General features: G+C 59.8%; 14 protein-coding genes, 1 tRNA gene and 1 pseudogene. 4 read left to right on the top strand and 12 right to left on the bottom strand.

Annotated elements, in window-relative coordinates:
* Positions 1-381: 381 nt before the first annotated feature.
* Positions 382-2,445 (top strand): TonB-dependent siderophore receptor, encoded by a 2,064-nt coding sequence (locus tag JNB91_RS25755; RefSeq protein ID WP_220328340.1) that lies wholly within the window; start codon positions 382-384, stop codon positions 2,443-2,445.
* A 65-nt stretch (positions 2,446-2,510) separates the two neighbouring features.
* Here the strand turns inward: JNB91_RS25755 and JNB91_RS25750 are convergent, their stop codons facing one another.
* The 3 genes from JNB91_RS25750 to JNB91_RS25740 form a co-directional block, all read right to left on the bottom strand.
* Positions 2,511-3,395, bottom strand: coding sequence for a helix-turn-helix domain-containing protein (locus tag JNB91_RS25750; protein ID WP_220328339.1), 885 nt, complete (start codon positions 3,393-3,395; stop codon positions 2,511-2,513).
* A gap of 302 nt (positions 3,396-3,697) precedes the next feature.
* Entirely contained in the window at positions 3,698-4,675 is a 978-nt protein-coding gene (locus JNB91_RS25745) for an alpha/beta fold hydrolase (protein WP_220328338.1), read from the bottom strand.
* Positions 4,676-4,886: 211 nt separating this feature from the next.
* A complete protein-coding gene (locus tag JNB91_RS25740; protein WP_220328337.1) occupies positions 4,887-5,984 on the bottom strand; it encodes an RHE_PE00001 family protein in 1,098 nt (365 codons plus the stop codon).
* Between the two features lie 255 nt (positions 5,985-6,239).
* Between JNB91_RS25740 and selD the strand changes: the two genes are divergently transcribed.
* From selD to JNB91_RS25725, 3 genes are all read left to right on the top strand, one after another.
* A complete protein-coding gene (selD, locus tag JNB91_RS25735) occupies positions 6,240-7,289 on the top strand; it encodes a selenide, water dikinase SelD (protein ID WP_220328336.1) in 1,050 nt (349 codons plus the stop codon).
* 78 nt (positions 7,290-7,367) lie between these two features.
* Positions 7,368-7,754, top strand: coding sequence for a hypothetical protein (locus JNB91_RS25730; protein WP_220328335.1), 387 nt, complete (start codon positions 7,368-7,370; stop codon positions 7,752-7,754).
* A 172-nt stretch (positions 7,755-7,926) separates the two neighbouring features.
* Positions 7,927-9,009: a transglutaminase-like domain-containing protein gene (locus JNB91_RS25725; protein ID WP_220328334.1), complete on the top strand. Its 1,083-nt coding sequence runs from the start codon at positions 7,927-7,929 to the stop codon at positions 9,007-9,009.
* 59 nt (positions 9,010-9,068) lie between these two features.
* Here JNB91_RS25725 and JNB91_RS25720 read toward each other — a convergent pair whose 3' ends face one another.
* The 9 genes and pseudogenes from JNB91_RS25720 to fdnG all read right to left on the bottom strand — a co-directional run bounded on the left by JNB91_RS25720 (position 9,069) and on the right by fdnG (position 19,590).
* Positions 9,069-9,452, bottom strand: a complete 384-nt coding sequence (locus tag JNB91_RS25720; protein WP_220328333.1) for a hypothetical protein — start codon at positions 9,450-9,452, stop codon at positions 9,069-9,071.
* A 14-nt stretch (positions 9,453-9,466) separates the two neighbouring features.
* Positions 9,467-9,562: transfer RNA gene (locus JNB91_RS25715), tRNA-Sec, on the bottom strand.
* Positions 9,563-9,586: 24 nt separating this feature from the next.
* A pseudogene (selB, locus tag JNB91_RS25710) lies at positions 9,587-11,503 on the bottom strand (selenocysteine-specific translation elongation factor); the annotation flags it as partial.
* Positions 11,500-12,324 carry a tetratricopeptide repeat protein gene (locus JNB91_RS25705; RefSeq protein ID WP_220328332.1) on the bottom strand — a complete coding sequence of 275 codons (825 nt, stop codon included), beginning with the start codon at positions 12,322-12,324 and terminating at the stop codon, positions 11,500-11,502. The gene JNB91_RS25705 and the pseudogene selB, both read right to left, overlap by 4 nt.
* Positions 12,311-13,711 (bottom strand): L-seryl-tRNA(Sec) selenium transferase, encoded by a 1,401-nt coding sequence (selA, locus tag JNB91_RS25700; protein ID WP_220328331.1) that lies wholly within the window; start codon positions 13,709-13,711, stop codon positions 12,311-12,313. Before selA ends, JNB91_RS25705 begins: the two co-directional genes overlap by 14 nt.
* 4 nt (positions 13,712-13,715) lie before the next feature.
* Positions 13,716-14,648, bottom strand: coding sequence for a formate dehydrogenase accessory protein FdhE (gene fdhE / locus JNB91_RS25695; protein WP_220328330.1), 933 nt, complete (start codon positions 14,646-14,648; stop codon positions 13,716-13,718).
* A gap of 138 nt (positions 14,649-14,786) precedes the next feature.
* A complete protein-coding gene (locus JNB91_RS25690) occupies positions 14,787-15,503 on the bottom strand; it encodes a formate dehydrogenase subunit gamma (RefSeq protein ID WP_220328329.1) in 717 nt (238 codons plus the stop codon).
* Positions 15,503-16,495, bottom strand: a complete 993-nt coding sequence (gene fdxH, locus JNB91_RS25685) for a formate dehydrogenase subunit beta (RefSeq protein ID WP_430736364.1) — start codon at positions 16,493-16,495, stop codon at positions 15,503-15,505. Before fdxH ends, JNB91_RS25690 begins: the two co-directional genes overlap by 1 nt.
* Entirely contained in the window at positions 16,495-19,590 is a 3,096-nt protein-coding gene (gene fdnG, locus JNB91_RS25680; protein ID WP_220328328.1) for a formate dehydrogenase-N subunit alpha, read from the bottom strand. The genes fdxH and fdnG overlap by 1 nt, the downstream gene beginning before the upstream one ends.
* Between the last annotated feature and the right edge of the window lie 51 nt (positions 19,591-19,641).

Below are 19,641 nucleotides of genomic sequence, written 5' to 3'. Positions count from 1 at the left end.
AACACCCGCGCAGGACGCAAAATGGCAGCGTCGGCAGAGCCCCATGCCCATACGCCGTCGTTTCTTACAAAAATCGGAAAAGTTACAATACTGGATATCCATCCTCAAGTTATGGCGACTCCGGGACGATCCAAACTTCGCTTCGAACGGGCTGGGGAACGCGATCTCGCGGCCTGTCTTGATCATGTTCAGGCCGCCGTCCCCGGAAGACATCGGTTGCGGCGATCATTTTTCAAAGATCCACAACCGTCAGATCAATGTTGGAAGATGATGATGGACATGAAACGGAAGCGCAATAATTCGAGGCAGTCAGCGCCGCACTTCAGAAACGCAACTCTTCTCGGGTGTACAGCGCTTTTCACCCTGGCCCCGACCTTCGCAATGAGCCAGGATGCAGCGGGTTCAGCCCCGTCGACGACACTTGCTCCCATCATCTTGAGCAGCGGAAATACGACACCGGGCAGCAGCTCGACCAGCGCGGCCAAGGCGGATCGTTATGTCGGCACCTCGGCAACTCTCGGCACGAAGACCGATACCGATCTTTCCAAGGTTCCCCAGTCGGTTTCGATCATCTCCCGTAAGGAGCTGGAAGACCGTAACGTCCAGAGCCTGGTTCAGGCAGCCAATTACAGTTCGGGTGTGCGCACTGGCGTTTACGGCTTCGACCCGCGCTTCGACACAGTCTTCATTCGCGGCTTCAACGTCACCAGCAACGGTTATTACCGTGACGGCCTGCGTGACATCGGCGGCAATTTCTCAGTCGCCCGCAAGGAGCCCTACGGCTTTGAGGCGGTCAGCATCCTGAAAGGGCCGAGTTCGGTTCTTTATGGTGGCGGTTCTCCGGGCGGTCTCATCAACGTCATCTCCAAACGCCCGACAGATGAGTCGTTCAACGAGGTCGAGGCTCAGGTCGGTAATTTCGATCGCCGCCAGGTCACCTTCGATTCTTCCGGTCCCGTCGGCGACAATGAAAATGTCCTCTACCGGATCACCGGCCTGGCCCGTGGCGCAGACACACAGTTCATCGCCGCCAAGAACGACCGCATCTATATCGCCCCGGCACTGACCTTCCGCTCGGATGACCGCGATACACAGCTGACCATTCTGGGAGAGTATTCCGATATCACCAGCGGCGGCGCAGCCGGTTATGTCAGCCAGAACGGCGCCAAAACCGACCTTGAATCCGGCGATCCAGCCTGGGCCGACCTCGATCAGCATCAGAAGCGGATCGGCTACGAATTCCAGCACCGTTTTTCAGATAATCTCGAGTTCCGCCAGAACCTGCGTTATCAGGAAGTCGATGTGGACATGAAATATGTCAGCTTCAAAACCGATGCTGACGGCATTCTTCTGCCGGACGGAAGCCGGACCGCGGATCGCATCCAGGATTCCGCCACCACATTCGCCATCGACAATCAGCTTGAGTGGAATGTCGCAACCGGTGCCCTGCAGCATACCGTACTTGCCGGCATGGATTACAGCTATATCGAAAGCAGCTACGCCTACGGCAGCATCGCAGCGCCAGCTTTCGACTATGACGACTGGAATTACGGTGCGCAGCCGATCTCCGGCCCGACAAGTGCGGATATGGGACCGGCATCGATCACCCGGCAGAACCAATACGGGATCTACCTGCAGGATCAGATCGAGTTCAACAATTTTGTCCTGACGCTTGGCGGACGTTATGATTGGCTGGATAGCAATCAGGCCGAGCAGGTCACGCATTTCTCCAAGCGTATCGGTCTGGCCTATCTCTTCGACAACGGCCTTTCGCCCTATGTCAGCTATTCGACGTCTTTCGCACCCAATTCCGGCACCAGCGTCTCCGGTGCATATTTCGCTCCGTCAGAAGGCGAACAGTTCGAAGTCGGCGTGAAATATCGCCCGACGGACCTAAACCTCGCTATCAATGCCGCGATCTTCAACATCGAACAGAGCAACACGCTGGCTTCCGATCCCGACAATATCGGTTTCCAGGTTTCCCGAGGAAAGGTTCGTTCGCGCGGCTTTGAAATCGAAGCCAAGACGAGCCTGTTCGACGGTCTCGATCTTCTTGCATCCTACACCTATCTCGACCTGGAAATTCTTGCGGGCGACAACCCCGGCAAGGCTCCATCCGGCATTCCGGCAAACCAGTTCACCCTCTGGGCAAACTACGAAATGCCCTCCGGTCCGCTGGAAGGCCTGAGCCTCGGTGCCGGCGCCAGATATTACGCCAAGACCTGGAAGACCGACGGGAACGACACGGGCAAGAACGCATCTCGCGTTCTGGTCGATGCCTCGCTCGGATACGATTTCGGCGCAGCCAATCCCGACCTGAAGGGTCTTTCGGCCAAGGTCAGCGTCAACAATGTCTTCGACAATCGCGAAACGACATGCGCTGGTTCATGGTGCTATGTCGAAGAAGGCCGCACCGTCATGGGATCGGTTCGTTACCGGTTCTGACCGCGGAAATCTAAAAACAAACCGGGGGCCGCCTACCGGCGGCTCCTATGAAGCTTCGGCAAAGCCTATCGTGTCCGCCGCCATGCAGCGGGTGTGTCTCCGACAAACTGCCGGAATGTCCTTGTCAGATGCGCTTGATCGGTAAAACCGAGCTGGGCCGCGATATCTGCGACAGCCAGATCGCTTTCGAGCAAGAGCTTCTTGGCGAGTTCAATGCGTCGCGATAGCTGCCATTGCAGGGGTGTCCTGCCCGTCGTCTGCTTGAAGACATTGGCAAACCAACTCTCCGACAATCCAACCGTCTCGGCCATTTCGGCAATGGTCAGACGATGACCGATACGTGTGTCCATCCGGTCGATCAGGGTCTCTATCTGGGCTTCCGTCAATCGGCCATCCAAGTCGCCGCCACTGCATTCCGGCAGGTCGAGCAGACCCGTCACAATGCTTCCCACCAGACTTTCGGCATAAACGGCATGGCGTGAGGGACTTGATATCTCATCCACCAGCAGGCCCGCCAATGTCTCGATGGCCCCGATATCCTGGATTTCGACCGGTCTCCGCAATGCTGTCAATGCGACTGATCTGCCGACGGATGGCGCCAAGTATCGCATGACACGATGCTTGTGCATATGCAGATTGAGGTGGGAAAAGCGATGTGACGACCTGCTGTTTGTCCACATCGGAACGCCGGCCGGGATATAGATCGCGCGTGTCATCGGACGATGATTTTGCGAAAAGCTGCCATCCTTGTTGGAAATCCGGACGCGAGACGACACGTCGTCGAAAAAGATCATGATGCGGGGATCTTCAGCGAGATAATAGCCTTTCGCACCGGACTGGCTTTCCGCTTCCCAATAGACACTGACAAGACCGTCGAGCTGGCGCCATTTCGCAGGAGCGACAACCCTGATCCCTTCGGTGCGCCAGACCATGGAGTGCCAAAAACTCAAAAGAACATCCGCGTATGCAACAAAGACCTTACAATCTCCTCCCGTCTCGATCGCAATTCCGGGCTTGGCGAGGGAAAAGATTGAACGTGATGAATTTTGTCAGCTTTGATAGCCGTGTACAAGAGATGAACAATCGCCGTACGGTTGCGCCATCGAAGATGGAAGGAGCCCCTCCCCGAAACACCCTGGCTGGGCTTGGTGCAGGCTTTATCGTGTAGGTTTCACGGAAGATTTTCTTACATTTATTCCCGGTTCGATCGGAAAAGGCGCCAGCCTTAAGCTGGCGCCTATTTATTCAGTCGTCAGCCCTTGATGAAAGCGAGGAGATCGGGGTTGATGACATCCGCGTGGGTGGTCAACATGCCGTGCGGATAACCCGGATAGACCTTCAGCGTGCCGTTCTTCACCAGTTTTATCGACAGACGCGCTGCGTCATCGATCGGAACAACCTGGTCATCGTCACCATGCAGCACGAGCGTGGGGACCGTGATTTTCTTCAGATCCTCAGTCTGGTCGGTCTCGGAAAAAGCCTTGATACCGTCGTAGTGAGCCTTGGCGCCGCCGATCATGCCCTGACGCCACCAATTCTGGATCACGCCCGGATAGACCTTGGCATTCGGCCGGTTGAAACCGTAGAACGGGCCGGAGGCGACATCGAGATAGAATTGCGCGCGGTTCTCGGCAACGCCCTTGCGGAAACCGTCGAAAACCTCGATCGGCGTGCCGCCCGGATTGGATGCGGTCTTGAGCATCAGCGGCGGGATGGCGCTCACCAGAACGGCCTTCGCAACACGACCGCTCGGCTGACCATACTTGGCGACATAACGCGCAACTTCGCCGCCGCCGGTGGAATGTCCGATATGGACGGCGTTCTTCAGATTGAGGTGTTCAACCACGGCAAAGGCATCTGCTGCATAATGATCCATATCATGCCCACTGCCTACCTGCTGCGAACGACCATGCCCACGCCGGTCATGGGCAACGACACGATAGCCATGTTCAAGGAAGAACAGCATCTGGGCGTCCCAGTCGTCGGAAGACAGCGGCCATCCATGGTGGAAGACGATCGGCTGCGCGTCCTTCGGACCCCAGTCCTTGAAGAAGATGTCGACGCCGTCTTTGGTTTTTATGAATGTTTCAGTCATGAGATCACTGCCTTTTTGTGCTTGGGGTGACGATTTCTGTGCTGCGAAGACCGGTGTGGCCATCGCGAGCGACAAAGTGGCCCCGGCAAGCAGCGTCTGCCTGCGGGATAATTCGAAAGGGTGCTCGTTGCTCATGAGAGGGCTCCGTCCTGCTATCGATCGGGAGACGAACTCACCCGTATCGGTCGAACGGAAACTAGGAATAGGGCTGCGGTGATTATTGTATATTCCAACGGCCGCCAGGCGCGATAAGCAGAGGACGCGCGACTTGTAAGCTTATGCGATCGGATTATCCAAAATTGGTTCTGGGCAAAACGAAACCGGTCGATCCCCCCGCAAAAGACAGTTAGATAATTCCCCAGGCGCGAAAACGGCCTCGCCCCGTCAGCTCTCTCAGATGCAGTTCCGAAGCAATTTTCAAAGCACCCTGCGGGGTGATTGAAAGAGACTTTGCAATCATGCCCGACGAGACCATCGGGCGGGACAAGACCAACTCGACAAGCTGCGGCAGTTTTGACGACTGACGCCGCCCGGCGATCCGATGCTCCATCTGCTGGCGTGCGAGCGCAAGGCGATCATGTTCCTTCAGTCCCATCTCGCCAGCTTCGGTCATCGCTTCAAGCATGGCAATCAACCGGGTATCCCGCTCCCGGCTTGTCCGGCGTTCCCGCCCGACCTGCTTCAGCCCCAGATTGAATGCGGCAAGATGAGAGAGCGTGACGCGCTCTCTCCTTAGAAGCGACGCCGAAAGCAAGCGACCCAGCCACGGAGCATGTTGCAACACTTGCAACTGGTGCCAGGCATCCAGCAGCAGCACGGCCCGCAGAACCGGCGGCAGGCCTGCGCTTTCATCAAGCACCTCCTGCCATTCTGCAAGCCGCTCGTCCTCGTCCCAATCCGGTTCATAGAGGATCGATGCCTTTTCCTTTGGATAGGACGGCGTGGAGAGATCGAATGCTTTCGAGATGGCAATCTCGCTTCTGGCAACTGCCGCATCGATTTCCGCCAGATAGCGGGCCAAAGGATCCTCATCGTCCTCCGGCTCAGCCGAATTGATCTCCAACGGTGCTTCACTCATCGCGGCGGGGTGCTGTTCTGCCGCCTTGCCGCGCAACTGGCTAAGCCCTTCCCGGCTCAAAGCCCAGTCCGGCTCATGTTCAACGATACGGCGACGCGTACGCAAGATATCATAGGCAATCGTCAGCTCATGTGTCGGCGCGCGAATACCCATTGCGGCATCATGCAGAACCAGATCTTCCAGATGAACGAGCTCGCCATCGATCCACAAAGAAGCAACCGCATCGATGAAGTGAGAACGCTCCACCCATCCCGCTCCGATCGCGGATCGGGAAACGCGCTCGTCCAGCCGGGTAATTGCAGCCGTCGCCCGGCAAACCGGCTCCATCAGGCGCAGCAGCGGCAAATCCGCGAAATTGTAGCGCATACACTCAACCGATCTGAGAATCGTTGCGGCCATGATAGCGAATAGAAGGCTGAGGGAAAAACACGGCTTTCGCTCGACCATCGCCAATGGATTTCAATCAGCATAACCGCACGCTTTAGTGACCTCGATACCCACGCAAATGCATTCCGTCGACAATGGAACGTGATAGACGCGCAGGAAACGAGGCGTTATCAACGCATTACTCTATCTGCCAAGAACCGCGATCTGCGGCACGCTCCGAAGGAGGAATTCACCATGGACATGTCTTCTCCCCGCCTGACCGAGCTTGCCCATGGCGGCGGCTGCGGCTGCAAGCTTGCCCCCGCCGTCCTGCAGAAATTGCTGGCAGGCCAGCCTGCCGCACAACCGTTCGCCCAGCTTCTGGTCGGCAACGAGATGGCTGATGACGCCGCCGTCTGGCAGATCGACGACAATACCTGCGTCATCGCCACCACCGATTTCTTCATGCCGATGGTGGATGACCCTTATGATTTCGGCCGCATCGCCGCCGCCAACGCGATATCCGATGTCTATGCCATGGGCGGCAAACCGATCATGGCGCTTGCCATCCTTGGCATGCCGATCAATAAACTTGAGCCTGAGAAGATCTCCAGGATTCTGGAAGGCGGCGCTTCGATCTGCGGAGAAGCAGGGATCCCCGTTGCCGGTGGTCACTCCATCGATAGCGTCGAGCCGATCTATGGTCTCGCCGTCATCGGCATCTGTCATCCATCACAGGTCCGTCGCAACGGCGGCGCAAAGGCTGGCGACAAGCTCATCCTGACCAAGGGTATAGGCATCGGCATCTATTCCTCTGCGATCAAGAAGAATGCCCTGCCGGGCCAAGCCTATGACGAGATGATCGCCTCCACCACCCTGCTCAACAAGGTCGGCACCACGCTTGCGGCCGATCCGAGTGTCCATGCGATTACCGATGTTACCGGATTCGGCATTTTGGGCCATGGGTTGGAAATGGCCCGTGCATCCAATTTGACTCTGCGGCTGAACCTTGCCGACATTCCATTTCTGTCCGAAGCCGAAAAACTGGCTCAACAGGGTTTCATCACCGGTGCTTCAGTCCGCAACTGGGCCAGTTACGGTGAGGCAATCGCGCTACCGACCGACATGCCGGAATGGCAGCGTATGCTGCTCGCAGACCCGCAGACCTCCGGCGGTCTGCTGGTAGCCGTTGCGTCAAATGAGGCTGACGCGCTGGTAAAACAGGTGGTTGAAGCGGGTTATCCGCTGGCGCGCATAGTCGGTACGGTCGAAGACGGCACACCCGGTATTATTATCGGTTCCTGATCGCACTACCCGATCCCGTCCTTCAAGGAACTTGCCATCGCATACGAGCGTTGTGGGAGAAGAAAAGGAGCTCCCCCGATGCCTCTCTATCCTTCCTCATTTCTTTCATATATCGCCGCGGCCACACTGATAGTCGCCGCACCAGCAAGTGCGCAGGTTCAGAATTCAGAGACACCGCCATCGATCCAAAGCCTTGAAGGTGACGGCGGCTGTGGCACTGTGAACAAGGCAGAGGCAGCAACCCCACCGGACCGTCAAAGCGCCGATGGCACCGCACCCGGCAATACCGGCTCGACTGGCTGGACCGGCGGCACCGGCGGCGTCCATACGGGTACCAGCCCGCAGGGCGCGCTGCCTGAATCCAAAACATGGCAACCACCGACAGCGCGTGGCCTCGATCTCGCTATGGCAATGCCAAGCGATCCACCCGCGGCGAGCAAGACCGAAGCCGCTCAAGGCTGCTGAAGCCAGTACAAAACTGCTCAAAAAAGCTTGAAACCGACAATTCCTGTTTCCTCGTTCTTGGCAAAGGGAGTAAGTCAAGGCGACATACTATCGCAATTTGAGCTGCGCATCGTGTTTCCGAAAGCCGCCATGGTTTTCGTACCGATGCGACACCGACAGGAGTTGGACAATCATGTTGAACCGCCGCCGATTTCTTAGCCATGCCGCAACGGCATCCGTTGCTGCCGCCTTCCTTTCCCGCGGTGCAAGCCCGGTTTTCGCTGCCGACAAGGTGGCCGATACGGCCGCATGGCGCACGTTCGAGGTCACCACCAAGGTGGACCTCACCGACGTGACCGGCCCGGCAAAACTCTGGCTGCCGGTCGCCCAGTCGGCCGGCGAATACCAGAAGGCTTCCGCTCCGCACTGGACGTCGGATTCAAAGCAGGTCGAGATGAAGAAGGACGCGACGTCCGGCGCCGATATTCTCTCGGTCGAATGGCAGACGGACGGCAAGCGCACGATCGAATTCACCCAGAAGATCCAGACCCGCAACCGCACCGCCGATGGCGTTGCCGTTGAGAAGGCCGAACTCGACGCCGCGCTTGTCGGCACGCCGAGCGCGCCGATCGACGGTATCGTCAAGGACACGGCGATGAACATCATCGGCACCCGCGAAAAGGACGAGGACAAGGCCCGCGCGATTTACGATTGGGTCGTCGAAAACACCTTTCGTGATGCCAACGTGGCCGGCTGCGGCGTCGGCAACGTCAAGGACATGCTGGAAACCGGCTATTTCGGCGGCAAATGTGCCGATATCAACAGTCTCTACACCGCACTTGCCCGCGCCGCCGGCCTGCCGGCCCGCGACGTTTTTGGCGTGCGTGTTGCCACGTCGGAGCAGTTCAAGACGCTCGGCCGCGCCGGCGACATTACCGGTGCACAGCACTGTCGCGCCGAAGTCTACCTCGAGGGTCAGGGCTGGGTTCCGGTCGATCCGGCCGATGTGCGCAAGGTCGTGCTGGAAGAGAAGCTGCCGCTGGACAACGATGCCGTCCAGGCTTTCCGCCAGAAGGCGTTTGGCAACTGGGAAATGAACTGGATCGGTTACAACACGGCGCGTGACATCACGCTTCCGGGCAATAGCGAGCGCCAGAACTTCTTCATGTATCCGGCGGCGCTGACATCGCGCGGCGAAGTGGATTGCCTGAGCCCGAAGACGTTTGCCTATTCGATTTCCTCGAAGGAAATCACGGCCCGACTTTCAGGTCTTTGAGCGAATGGAAAAGCCGCCTTTCGGGGCGGCTTTTTTTTGTGAGATGTCCCAACCGCCCATCAATGCGGCTTGATTTCCTCGATCATCAACCGCAGCCCGTCTTTGTTGAAAAACTCGCCATCGCGGATCAGTGAGCGATCCTCGTCGAGCTTGCGCACGAGAGATGCGAGACGAGCCTTGGCTTGGCTGTCCTCGACAAGTCCCTCGCGTCCGGCGCGATAAAACACCACACCCGACCAGTTGACACCGGCACCGGCAAACAGTTTTGTCATGTCCGGCCAGCGCAACTCGTCACCCACCACATGCAGATAGGCTGAGCGCAAAAGCTCCACCTTGGTCTCGCTGATCGACACCAGAATGAACAGCATGGTGAAGGAACCGGCATCCGAATAGGTGTCGATCACCCAGTCGTCGAAATCGGTCTCTGCTGCGGGATTGCTCACGATTTTTCTCCTGATGGCGGAAGAGAATGGGAGTCGAACCCACCCAAGACAGCGTCGCTGCCCCACCCGGATTTGAAGTCCGGACGCCCCACCGGGGACGAATCTCTTCCATTATCAGCATCAGGAACGGACGGGCCGAACAGATCGAGCCGATGCGGATTGATGCGGCGAAGATCGCCGCGCCGAAGCGTTACACCATGTCGGTCGAAAAAGTCGAGGATTTCGATCGCAACTTTTCGACCGCTCGTGACACGGTCGCGGAAGGCGGAGGCGGTGAATTCGCCATGCTCCGCTTCCTTCGCGACCTGAACGATGATTTCCACCATCTCGGCGGTGGTGGCGCGGGTGAAAAAGTGATCGTTGCGGATCTGGTCGACACGCCCGAGCCGGGCGCAGAGTTTCAAGACACGCCGGACCTCGCGCTCATCTGTGCCGATCAGTTCCACAAAATCGCGCACGCGCGGTGGGCGAAAGCGGTTTTCTCCGGTCAGATGCGGCAGGATTTCGGCGAAAAGCGCTTCTTCCGTCTCACCCAACTGGGCGATGTGGCCGGGCAGGCGTACGAAAGCGCCTTCGAGCACGATGTTTTCTGCTGCCGCCTCGGTACGCATGACGGCGAGAAAGGCGGGGGAAGGCAGGCGTGGTGTCATCGCCATGCGCAGCCGCTCGCGGCCCTGGCCCTGAAGTTCGGGGTTTTCCGCGTGGAAGGCCGTCAGCAGCTCGGTGAGTTGTGCCGTGAAAGCGGCGCGGTGTTTGGCAGACATCGCGTAGGCGATGCCGGAAGCCTCGACCAGAACGATGGCGGCGGCATCCGCTGCTGCATTCAGTTGCTGTGGCGACATGGCGCGATCACGGCCAAAGGCATTGAGATCCACCAGATAGGGTGCTGTGTCGATGAGGGCGGCCAGCTGTTCGGCAGGCGTTGCTTTGGTGGCGGCCGTCAGCTGTTCGAGGCGTTCGGGTGTGCGGCGTTTGCGGGCGGGCGGGCGAAGGTCGATCAAGGCGCCGCCGCCGATGGTGCGCTGGGCCGAAACGTCGCGCAGGATAAAACGGTCGCCGACGGCGGCTGCGATCGGGCGGTCGAGCACGAGCTGTACGCGGGCGGTGGCACCGGGGGCGACCGGACCTTCGAGCGGCACGATGCGCACGCCGGCCTCGACGCTTTCGTGGTGGAAGCGGGCGGAGAACCATTGGCCGATGGCTTTGGGCTCACCGGCCAAAACGGAAAGCTCGGCGTCGATGCGATCGGTCGGGGCGTGCAGTGTGGGATCGACCACCATGTCGCCGCGATGGATGGCGTCCTTGGCAATTGCTTCGCCGGCGAGATTGAGCGCACAGCGTTGGCCGGCGAAACCGCGCTCGACGGCCATGTTCTGCGCATGGATGGAGCGCACGCGGGCGATGAGGCCGCTGGGCGAGATGATGACGGTATCCCCGATCGCGACCGAACCGGAGAGCACCGTGCCGGTAACGACGGTGCCCGCGCCCGACAGCGTGAAAGAACGATCGACGGCGAGACGGAAACGGCCTTCGGTGGCGGTTTCGACCGTGGCGCGCTCTGCTTCGGCGAGGATGGATTTCAGCTCTTCGATGCCCTGGCCGGATGAGGCCGAGACCGGCAGGATATCGATATCCCTCAGCCGTGTCGGGGCGAGCAGTGCGCGGATGTCATTGGTGACGGTTGTTATGCGCTCGGCGTCGACAAGGTCGACCTTGGTGAGCGCGACGATGCCCCGAAAAATACAGAGCAGGTCGAGGATGGCGAGATGTTCGCGGGTCTGCGGCTTGATGCTGTCATCGGCGGCAATCACCAGCAGCGCGTAATCGATGCCACCGGCACCGGCGAGCATGGTGTGGATGAATTTTTCATGGCCGGGCACGTCGATGAAACCGGTGACGGCGTCGCCGGCAAATTTGGCATAGGCAAAACCGAGATCGATGGTGATGCCACGCGCCTTTTCTTCCTTCAGGCGGTCGGCGTCCGTTCCGGTGAGCGCCTTCACCAGCGTCGTCTTGCCGTGGTCGATATGGCCGGCTGTGCCGATGATCATGGTTTTGCCTCCGCGATCATGTCTGCCAGCGGCAGTTTTGCACGGCGTTCGGCTTCGGTTGTTTCCGCAGGCGAAAGGTTTTCACGCACGGGTGCCAGAAAGGGTTGGGCGAGTGCGCTGCCGCCGTTCATGGCGCGGATCAGCCATGCGAGAGCAGCGACGCGATCGACCGGCATGCCGGCGCCCATATGACACGCGGCGCCGAGCATGGCCTGCGCATCCGCGTCCCCGTCTTCCGCGCCCTTGCGCCACCAGAAGACGGCCTTGGCCGGATCGCGATCAACGCCTAGGGCATTGTGGTAGAGCATGCCGAGACGGGTCATTGAAGCGGCAACGCCACCTTCGGCTGCCCGTTCTGCCCAGAGTTTCGCTTCGGCCGGAACGGCGGGGATGATCTCGCCTTCGAGCAGCAACCAACTCAGCATGTCCTGTGAGGGGGCATCTCCCTGTTCGGCGGCGAGACGATAGAGTTTTGCCGCCTTGGTCGGGTCCGCGTCGGAGCCTGTGGCATCTGACCCCTGCATGTGGAAGGCTGCGCAATTGCGCTGGCCGACAGGATCGCCGGCGTCAGCGGAGAGTGTCAGCCATTTCAGCGCCAGTGGCCGGTCGGAGGGCACACCAAGACCTTCGGCGAAACAGGCGCCGATATTGTTTTGCGCACGCGCATTTCCGGCGCGGGCGAGCGGTTCCCACAGGGCAAGGGCTGCGTCGTAATCACCGGCCTTGGCGGCAGTCAGGGCGGCGTCCATCTGCTCTGTCGTCGGGTCGGCGATCGGTGTGGGCTCAGTGGTGCTGCGACGAAAACGATCAAGCCAGCGCATCGGATTTCACATGCGAAAGGCTGGAAAGCAGGGCGGTTTCGTCATTCAGGCAGCGCAGGTCGAGGGTGAGCGCGCCATCGCGGATATGCCCGAGGATCGGGCGTGGCAGGGCGCGGAAGGCGGCGCTCAGTTTTTCGAGCGCACTGCCGCTGGCGTGGCTGATGCTAAGCCCGGCGCTGGGGATGGTATCGACCGGCAGTGCGCCGGAGCCGATCTGGCTGGAGCAGCGGCAGGTTTCCACCATGTAGCCGAATTTCGTCAGCGTTTCGGAGACATGCGGCAGGAGGCGTTCTGCCTGTTCGGCGATGTCGCTCTGGCGGCGTGAGAGCATGCGCAGGGTCGGCAGGCGTTCGCCCAGACGATCCGGGTCGCGATAGAGTTTTAAGGTCGCGGCAAGGGCGGCGATGCGGATCTTGTCGACGCGCAAAGCTCGTTTTAGCGGGTTGCGGTTGATTTCGGCGATCAGATTCTTGCGGCCGACGATGAAACCGGCCTGCGGGCCACCCAATAGCTTGTCGCCGGAGAAAGTGACCAGGTCCGCACCCTCGGCGACCGCTTCGCGCACGGTCGGTTCGCGGGCAAGTCCGTATTGGGAGAGGTCCACCAGCGTGCCGGAACCGAGATCGTTCAGCAGTGCCACATCCGCATCCTTGGCGATTTTTGCCAGCTCGGCACCCGGCACTTCGGCGGTAAAACCTTCGATGCGGTAGTTGGAGGTGTGCACCTTCAAGATCAGCGCGGTCTCTTCGCTTATGGCGTTGCGGTAGTCCTTCGGGTGTGTGCGGTTGGTGGTGCCGACTTCGACCAGTTTTACACCGGCGCGTTCCATGATGTCGGGCATGCGGAAAGCGCCGCCGATCTCGATCAGTTCGCCGCGCGACACGATCACCTGACGGCCCGCACCCACGGCGTTCAGCGCAATCAGCACGGCGGCGGCATTGTTGTTGACGATGGTGGCGTCTTCCGCGCCGGTCAGATCGCAAAGAAGCTCGCGCAGATGGCTGTCGCGTTCGCCGCGCTTGCCGGTGTCGAGGTCGAATTCAAGCGCTGCCGCCTCGCGCATGGCGTCAACGGCGGCCTTCACCGCTTCCTCAGCCAGTAGTGCGCGACCGAGATTGGTGTGCAGCACGGTGCCGGTGAGGTTGATCAGCGGGCGCAGGTTGGAGCGGTTAGCATAATCCAGTTTGCTGGTGAGCGAGGCGAGGATGGCAGCCATATCCGGCAGAAGCGCGCCGCCGCGCATGGCGGTGCGGATCTCGTCGAGCAGTGCGCGCAGTTCTTCCGTGACACTGGCGCGTCCATAGGTGTCCAGAAGCGGCGCCGTTTCCGGTGCTTTCAAAATCTGGTCCACCGAGGGGAGGTGGCGCAAGCTCGAGAGGTCCGCCATGATCTCAGTACCCCACGAGGAAGGGATCGAAACCGGCACGTCTATATTCGCTGTCCTTCATCAGAAGGTCGAGGCCGAGGCTTGCGACATCATCGGCGATGATTTCCAGCGACGGGTTCTTGTTCTGGTAGAGGATCTTTGTCCAGCTTTTGCACTCGTCGCAGACTTCGGCCTTGATGACGGCGGTCTTGCCTTCGGGATCACCTTCGATCTCGACGGCGCGGTAACCGACGCCCTTGGTGGTGCCGCAGGCGATGCATTTTACACGCACCTCGTTCCACATCGTGGCGCAACCGGCGCAGCAGGCATAACGCGCCCCTTCCGCACCCTGAACGCCGATCACCATCGAGCCGACCGGCTTGCCGCCGCAGGAGGGGCAGACACCGGGAGCGACGGGCACGAGCTTCAAGGCGTCCAGACCGGCTGCGAGGCGTGCCGCGTGAACCTGCGTGGCGGCGGCGATATAAAGGTGGTGAGCCAAGCCCTCGACCGGCATCGTGTCGGCGATCACATTGCCGATCATCCAGTCGAGCGTGTCTTCACCGGCGGCGGCGACGGCTTCGAGTGCCTGTTGCGCGGCTGCCGGTTTTTCGATGGTTTCGGCGCGCTCCAGGAAGAGGGCGAGCGTCTGGCGGTAGTCGTCGCTTTTCACCATGGCGGCGCGATCGATCGGCGGCATGGTGTTTTCGCGGGCACGCGACACCTGATCGGCATCGACCGGGACGACCGGTGGAAGCTCGGCAATCAGCTCTGCCTGCAGGGCGGCGATGGCGCTCAGGAATTTCAGATAGGGGCCAAGATTGCTTGTCTCGGCGAGGATCTGGAAACGGGTGGCGCGTTCAGAGAAGAAGCGTGCCGGGTTCGGCATCAGGGCAAAGGGTGCCTTGGCAATGCCGCCGATCATCGAGGGATCGGGCTGAATGGAAGATGCGGACATAAAACCTCGCAGGGCCGACCGGCCACAGCTTTCTCTCATCAAACATATCGGCCTTGATGGCACGCGATATGCAATTCGGGATTACTTTTTTAAAACCGCGCGCCGAAAAGCGGGCGCGCGGTTCTGTCGTCATCGACGTTATTTTGTCGAATCAATCCGGCCGCGTCCAGCCATGTCCTTCAGCCACTTGCGGTGGTGACGCCATGCCCAGCCGCCGGTCACGGTGCCCCGGGTCATCGCCCTGATGGTGCCGCGCGTCCAGATGGCCGCATAGACGTGCAGGATGAAGACCAGAATGATGGCGACGGCTGCGAGCGAATGCAGAAGCAACGCGATACGCTGCGCCGGAATGCTCGTCAGGTGACCAAAATACTGTTCCCACGCCATGATGCCGGTAACGATCAGCACGATGATGAGGGCCGCCATGCCCCAGAAGATGAATTTTTGGCCGGCATTATATTTGCCGAGTTCCGGCAGGTTTTCCTCATGGCCACTGATCACGTCGGAGATCTGCGAGGCCCACTGCACGTCGTCCCTGTTCGGCAGGTTCAGCTTCCACAACTGTGCGAACAGGATGAAGAAGGAGATGAACAGAACGACGCCGATCCACGGATGAATCCAGCGTGTCATCTGCCCGCCGCCGAAAAGTTCGGTGAGGAAGAACAGGGATGGGTGGAACATGGCAAGGCCGGAGAGCAGCAACAGGATCAGGCTGATCGCCGTCACCCAGTGGTTGATGCGTTTGCCGGGTCCGTAACGGACCACCTCGACAGGCGGGCCGCGACGGATCGAGTCCTCAGCCCCGGTTTTGACGGGGCTGGTTTTTGGCTGTGCGGTGTTGGCAGGCGTGCTCATCAGGCATCCTCCTCGCGCTTTTCAGCATGCTCGACGCTTTCGTCGACCAGTTCCTTCGCCTCTTCCTCCTCGTGCTTGGACACGCGGTTGGCCTTGGCGAACAGGCCATGCAGGATGGTGCCGGCAGCGGCCAGACCCATGACAGCAAGGCCGGCATATTTGGTCGCGCCCTTCCACGTCTGCACGACGGCGGAAATGGCCGGATTATCCGGCAGGTCGGCATAGATATGCGGCTTGTCGTTGTGGTGCAGCACGTACATGACATGCGTGCCGCCGACACCCGGCGGATCATAAAGACCGGCATTGGCGTAACCGCGTGACTTCAGGTCAGCGATGCGGCCTTCCGCATGTTTCTTCATGTCTTCCTTGGTGCCGAAGACAATCGCCTGGGTGGGACAGGCTTTTGCGCAGGCCGGGCCCTGACCGACGGCAACACGGTCGGAACAGAGCGTGCATTTATACGCCTTGTGATCCGCCTTCGAGATGCGGGGAATGTTGAAGGGACAGCCCTTCACGCAATAGCCGCAGCCGATGCAGTTGTCGTGGACGAAGTCGACGATGCCGTTGGAATACTGCACGATCGCACCCGGCGCCGGGCAGGCCTTCAGACAGCCCGGATCGGCACAATGCATGCAGCCGTCCTTGCGGATCAGCCATTCCAGATTGTCGGTCTCCGGGTTCACCCATTCGGTAAACCGCATGAGCGTGAACATGTCGGCGGTCAGGTCGTGTGGGTTCGTGTAGACCCCGACATTTTCGCCGACGGCAGGATTGGTGTCGTTCCACTCCACACAGGCCGACTGGCAGGCCTTGCAGCCGATGCATTTCGACACGTCGATGAGCTTTGCGACGGGGGTGAGCTGCCGCTCAGGGTTCGGCAGCTCGGATGTTGCGGAGCGACGGATGAGGTCGCGCTGCGTCAGGTTGGTTTCCATCGGCTGCACCGGCGGATTGCTGACGGCGGTGCGTGGGCTGTCCATGGTATTGGCCATCAGACGTTCACCTCCTTGTCCTTGGGTGCGGTCGAGGGTTCGATATTGACGAGGAACGCCTTCGATTCCGGGGTCTCGATATTGGCGTCACCGACAAAGGCTGCGAGCGAGTTGGGGCCAAAGCCCTTTTTCGCCGAGCCGGTAAAGCCCCAGTGCAGCGGGATGCCGACGATATGAACCGGCTTTCCGTCACAGATGAGGGGCCGGATGCGCTTCGTCACCACGGCCTTGGCCTTTACCGAACCACGTTTCGACCACACGCGGACCCAGCCGCCATGTTCGATCTTTTTTTCCGCTGCTAGCTCTTCCGAAATTTCCACGAAGAATTCCGGCTGAAGCGCCGAGTTCACCCGGTTGTGCTTCGTCCAGTAATGGAAATGTTCGGTCAGACGGTAGGAGGTCGCCGCATAGGGGAACTCCGCCGATGTGCCGAGCTGGGCTGCGTCCGATGCGAACACGCGGGCAACCGGGTTGCCGCGCATTTTGCGGTTGAAGACGTTCTCGACCGGACTTTCGAACGGCTCCATATGAGCCGGGAACGGACCGTCACGCATCATGCCGCGCGCGAACAGACGTGACACGCCTTCCTGGTTCATGATGAACGGGCCGACATCCTGTGGTTTCGCCGTCGGCGAAATGTCGGGAATGTCATAACCGGTCCACTTGGCACCATCCCATTCCAGCAGCTTGCGCGAGGGATCCCAGGGCTTGCCGTTGATGTCCGCAGACGCACGGTTGTAGAGCGTGCGGCGGTTCAGCGGCCAGGCGAAGGTCCAGCCCAGATAGGCGCCGGTTTCGTCCGGATCGTGGTTGTCACGACGGCCCATATTGTTGCCCTGCTCGTTCCAGCAGCCGGAATAGATCCAGCAGCCGGACATGGTGGAGCCATCGTCCTTGAGCTGCGAGAAGTTGACCACCTGCTTGCCGGCGGCAACGAGAACCTTGGTCGGATCGGTCGGGTCCATGAGATCGGAAAGCGCGCGGCCGTTGATCTCCTTCGCCAGCTCTTCTGCCGTTGGTTCGTTCTCGTCCTCGTAATCCCACGTAAGGTTGAGGATCGGATCGGGGAAGGCGCCGCCTTCCTTGCGATAGAGTTCACGCATGCGCAGGAAGATCTGCGCAACGATCCAGCTGTCATGCTTGGCTTCGCCCGGAGGCGAACTTGCCTGCCAGTGCCACTGCAGCCAGCGGCCCGAATTGGTCAGCGAGCCGTCTTCCTCTGCAAAGCAGGTCGTCGGCAGCTGGAACACTTCGGTCTTGATCGACGCCGTATCCACATCGTTGAAGTCGCCGTGGTTTTCCCAGAAACGCGAGGTTTCCGTTTCCAGTGGGTCCATGGTGACCATGAACTTCAGCTTGGAAAGCGAAGACGTGATCTTGGCCCTGTTGGGGAAGGCGAGGATCGGGTTGAAACCCTGACAGAGATAGCCGTTGACCTTGCCGTTGTTCATCAGTTCGAACATGCGAAGGATATCGTATGCCGGAACGTCGAGCTTGGGCAGGTAGTTGAACGCCCAGCCATTTTCGGCTGTCGCGGCGTCGCCCCACATGGCCTTCTGGAAGGAGACCATGAACTTCCTGTAGTTCTGCCAGTAGCTGGTCTGACCCGGACGAAGCGGCTTGAACTGACGCGTCGACATATAGGTCTCGAAGTCGGTGTCCTTCTCGCTCGGCATCGTCAGATAGCCGGTGAGGAGGTGCGACATCAGGCCAAGGTCGGTCAATCCTTGAATGTTCGAGTGACCGCGAAGGGCATTCATGCCGCCACCGCGTACACCCATATTGCCAAGGATCAGCTGCAGCATCGCCATGGCGCGGATGTTCTGCGAACCCTTGGAATGCTGGGTCCAGCCGAGCGCGTACATGGACGTCATCGTCTTGGTCGGCGACGAGCATTCGGCGATCATTTCGGCCACCTTCAGGAATTTTTCCTTCGGGGTGCCGCAGACCTGTTCGACCAGTTCCGGTGTGTACGGAGCCAGATGCTCCTTCAAGAGGTTCCAGACGCAACGCGGGTGTTCGAGCGTCGGGTCGGTCACGGCAAAGCCGTCCTCGCCGATCACGTAATCCCACGTCGAGCGGTCGTAATCGCGTTTTTCCTCGTTGTAGCCGGTGAACAGGCCGTCCTTGTAACCAAAGCCGTCCTTGACGATGAAGGCCGCGTTGGTGAACGCCTTCATGTAGTCCCACTGCACCTTGCCGTTATCGATACAGTACTTCATCACGCCGTTGAGGAAAGCGATGTCCGAACCCTGACGGATCGGAGCATAGAAGTCTGATACGGAGGCCGTGCGGGTGTAACGCGGGTCAACGACGATCAGCTTGGCACCGCGATGGGCCTTTGCTTCCGTCACCCACTTGAAACCACAGGGGTGTGCTTCCGCCGCGTTGCCGCCCATGACGACGACGAGGTCGGTATTCTTGATGTCAGTCCAGGCGTTGGTCATTGCGCCACGGCCGAATGTTGGGGCGAGACTCGCCACCGTTGGGCCGTGTCAGACGCGTGCCTGATTGTCGAAACCGACCATTCCTATCGACTTGGCGAACTTGAAGGTCGCCCATGCCGTTTCATTGGAAGTCGCCGACGCTGCGAGCATGCCCGTCGTCGTCCAGCGGTTCACGTCCAGACCCTTCTCGTTCTTCAGGAGAAGGTTGGCGTCGCGGTCGTCCTTCATCAGCCGCGCAATGCGATCGAGAGCCTCGTCCCAGGACATGCGCTCGAACTTGTCCGAGCCAGGCTTGCGGTGCATCGGGTAAAGGAGGCGGGTGGGGGACTTCACGAAGTCCTTGAGGGCCGCCCCCTTGGGACAGAGCGTCCCGCGATTGGTCGGATGGTCGACATCGCCTTCGATGTGGACGACTTCCGCCTTGTCGCCCTTGCGCACGTCACCCTTGGAGTAGATGATGATGCCGCAGGCGACGGAACAGTAAGGACAGGTTTGGCGGGTTTCCGTGGTCGTGGCCAGCTTGAATGGCCGCACATGAGCGATTTCAGCGGCTTCAGCTTCGCCAAAACCCAACGCACCAATGGAAGTCGCCGCAACCCCTGCCCCGGCCAGCTTCATAAAGCTGCGCCTTGAGAGGTCCATATTCATCGTGAACTTTTCTCCATTCTAATAGAACGAACCGGGTGCGACATTATGCCT

The organism is Aliirhizobium wenxiniae, from assembly GCF_019511445.1.
Taxonomy (GTDB): Bacteria; Pseudomonadota; Alphaproteobacteria; order Rhizobiales; family Rhizobiaceae; genus Neorhizobium; species Neorhizobium wenxiniae_A.
The sequence above is the reverse complement of the archived record's forward strand: the minus strand, read 5'-3'. Positions and strand labels throughout refer to the sequence as shown.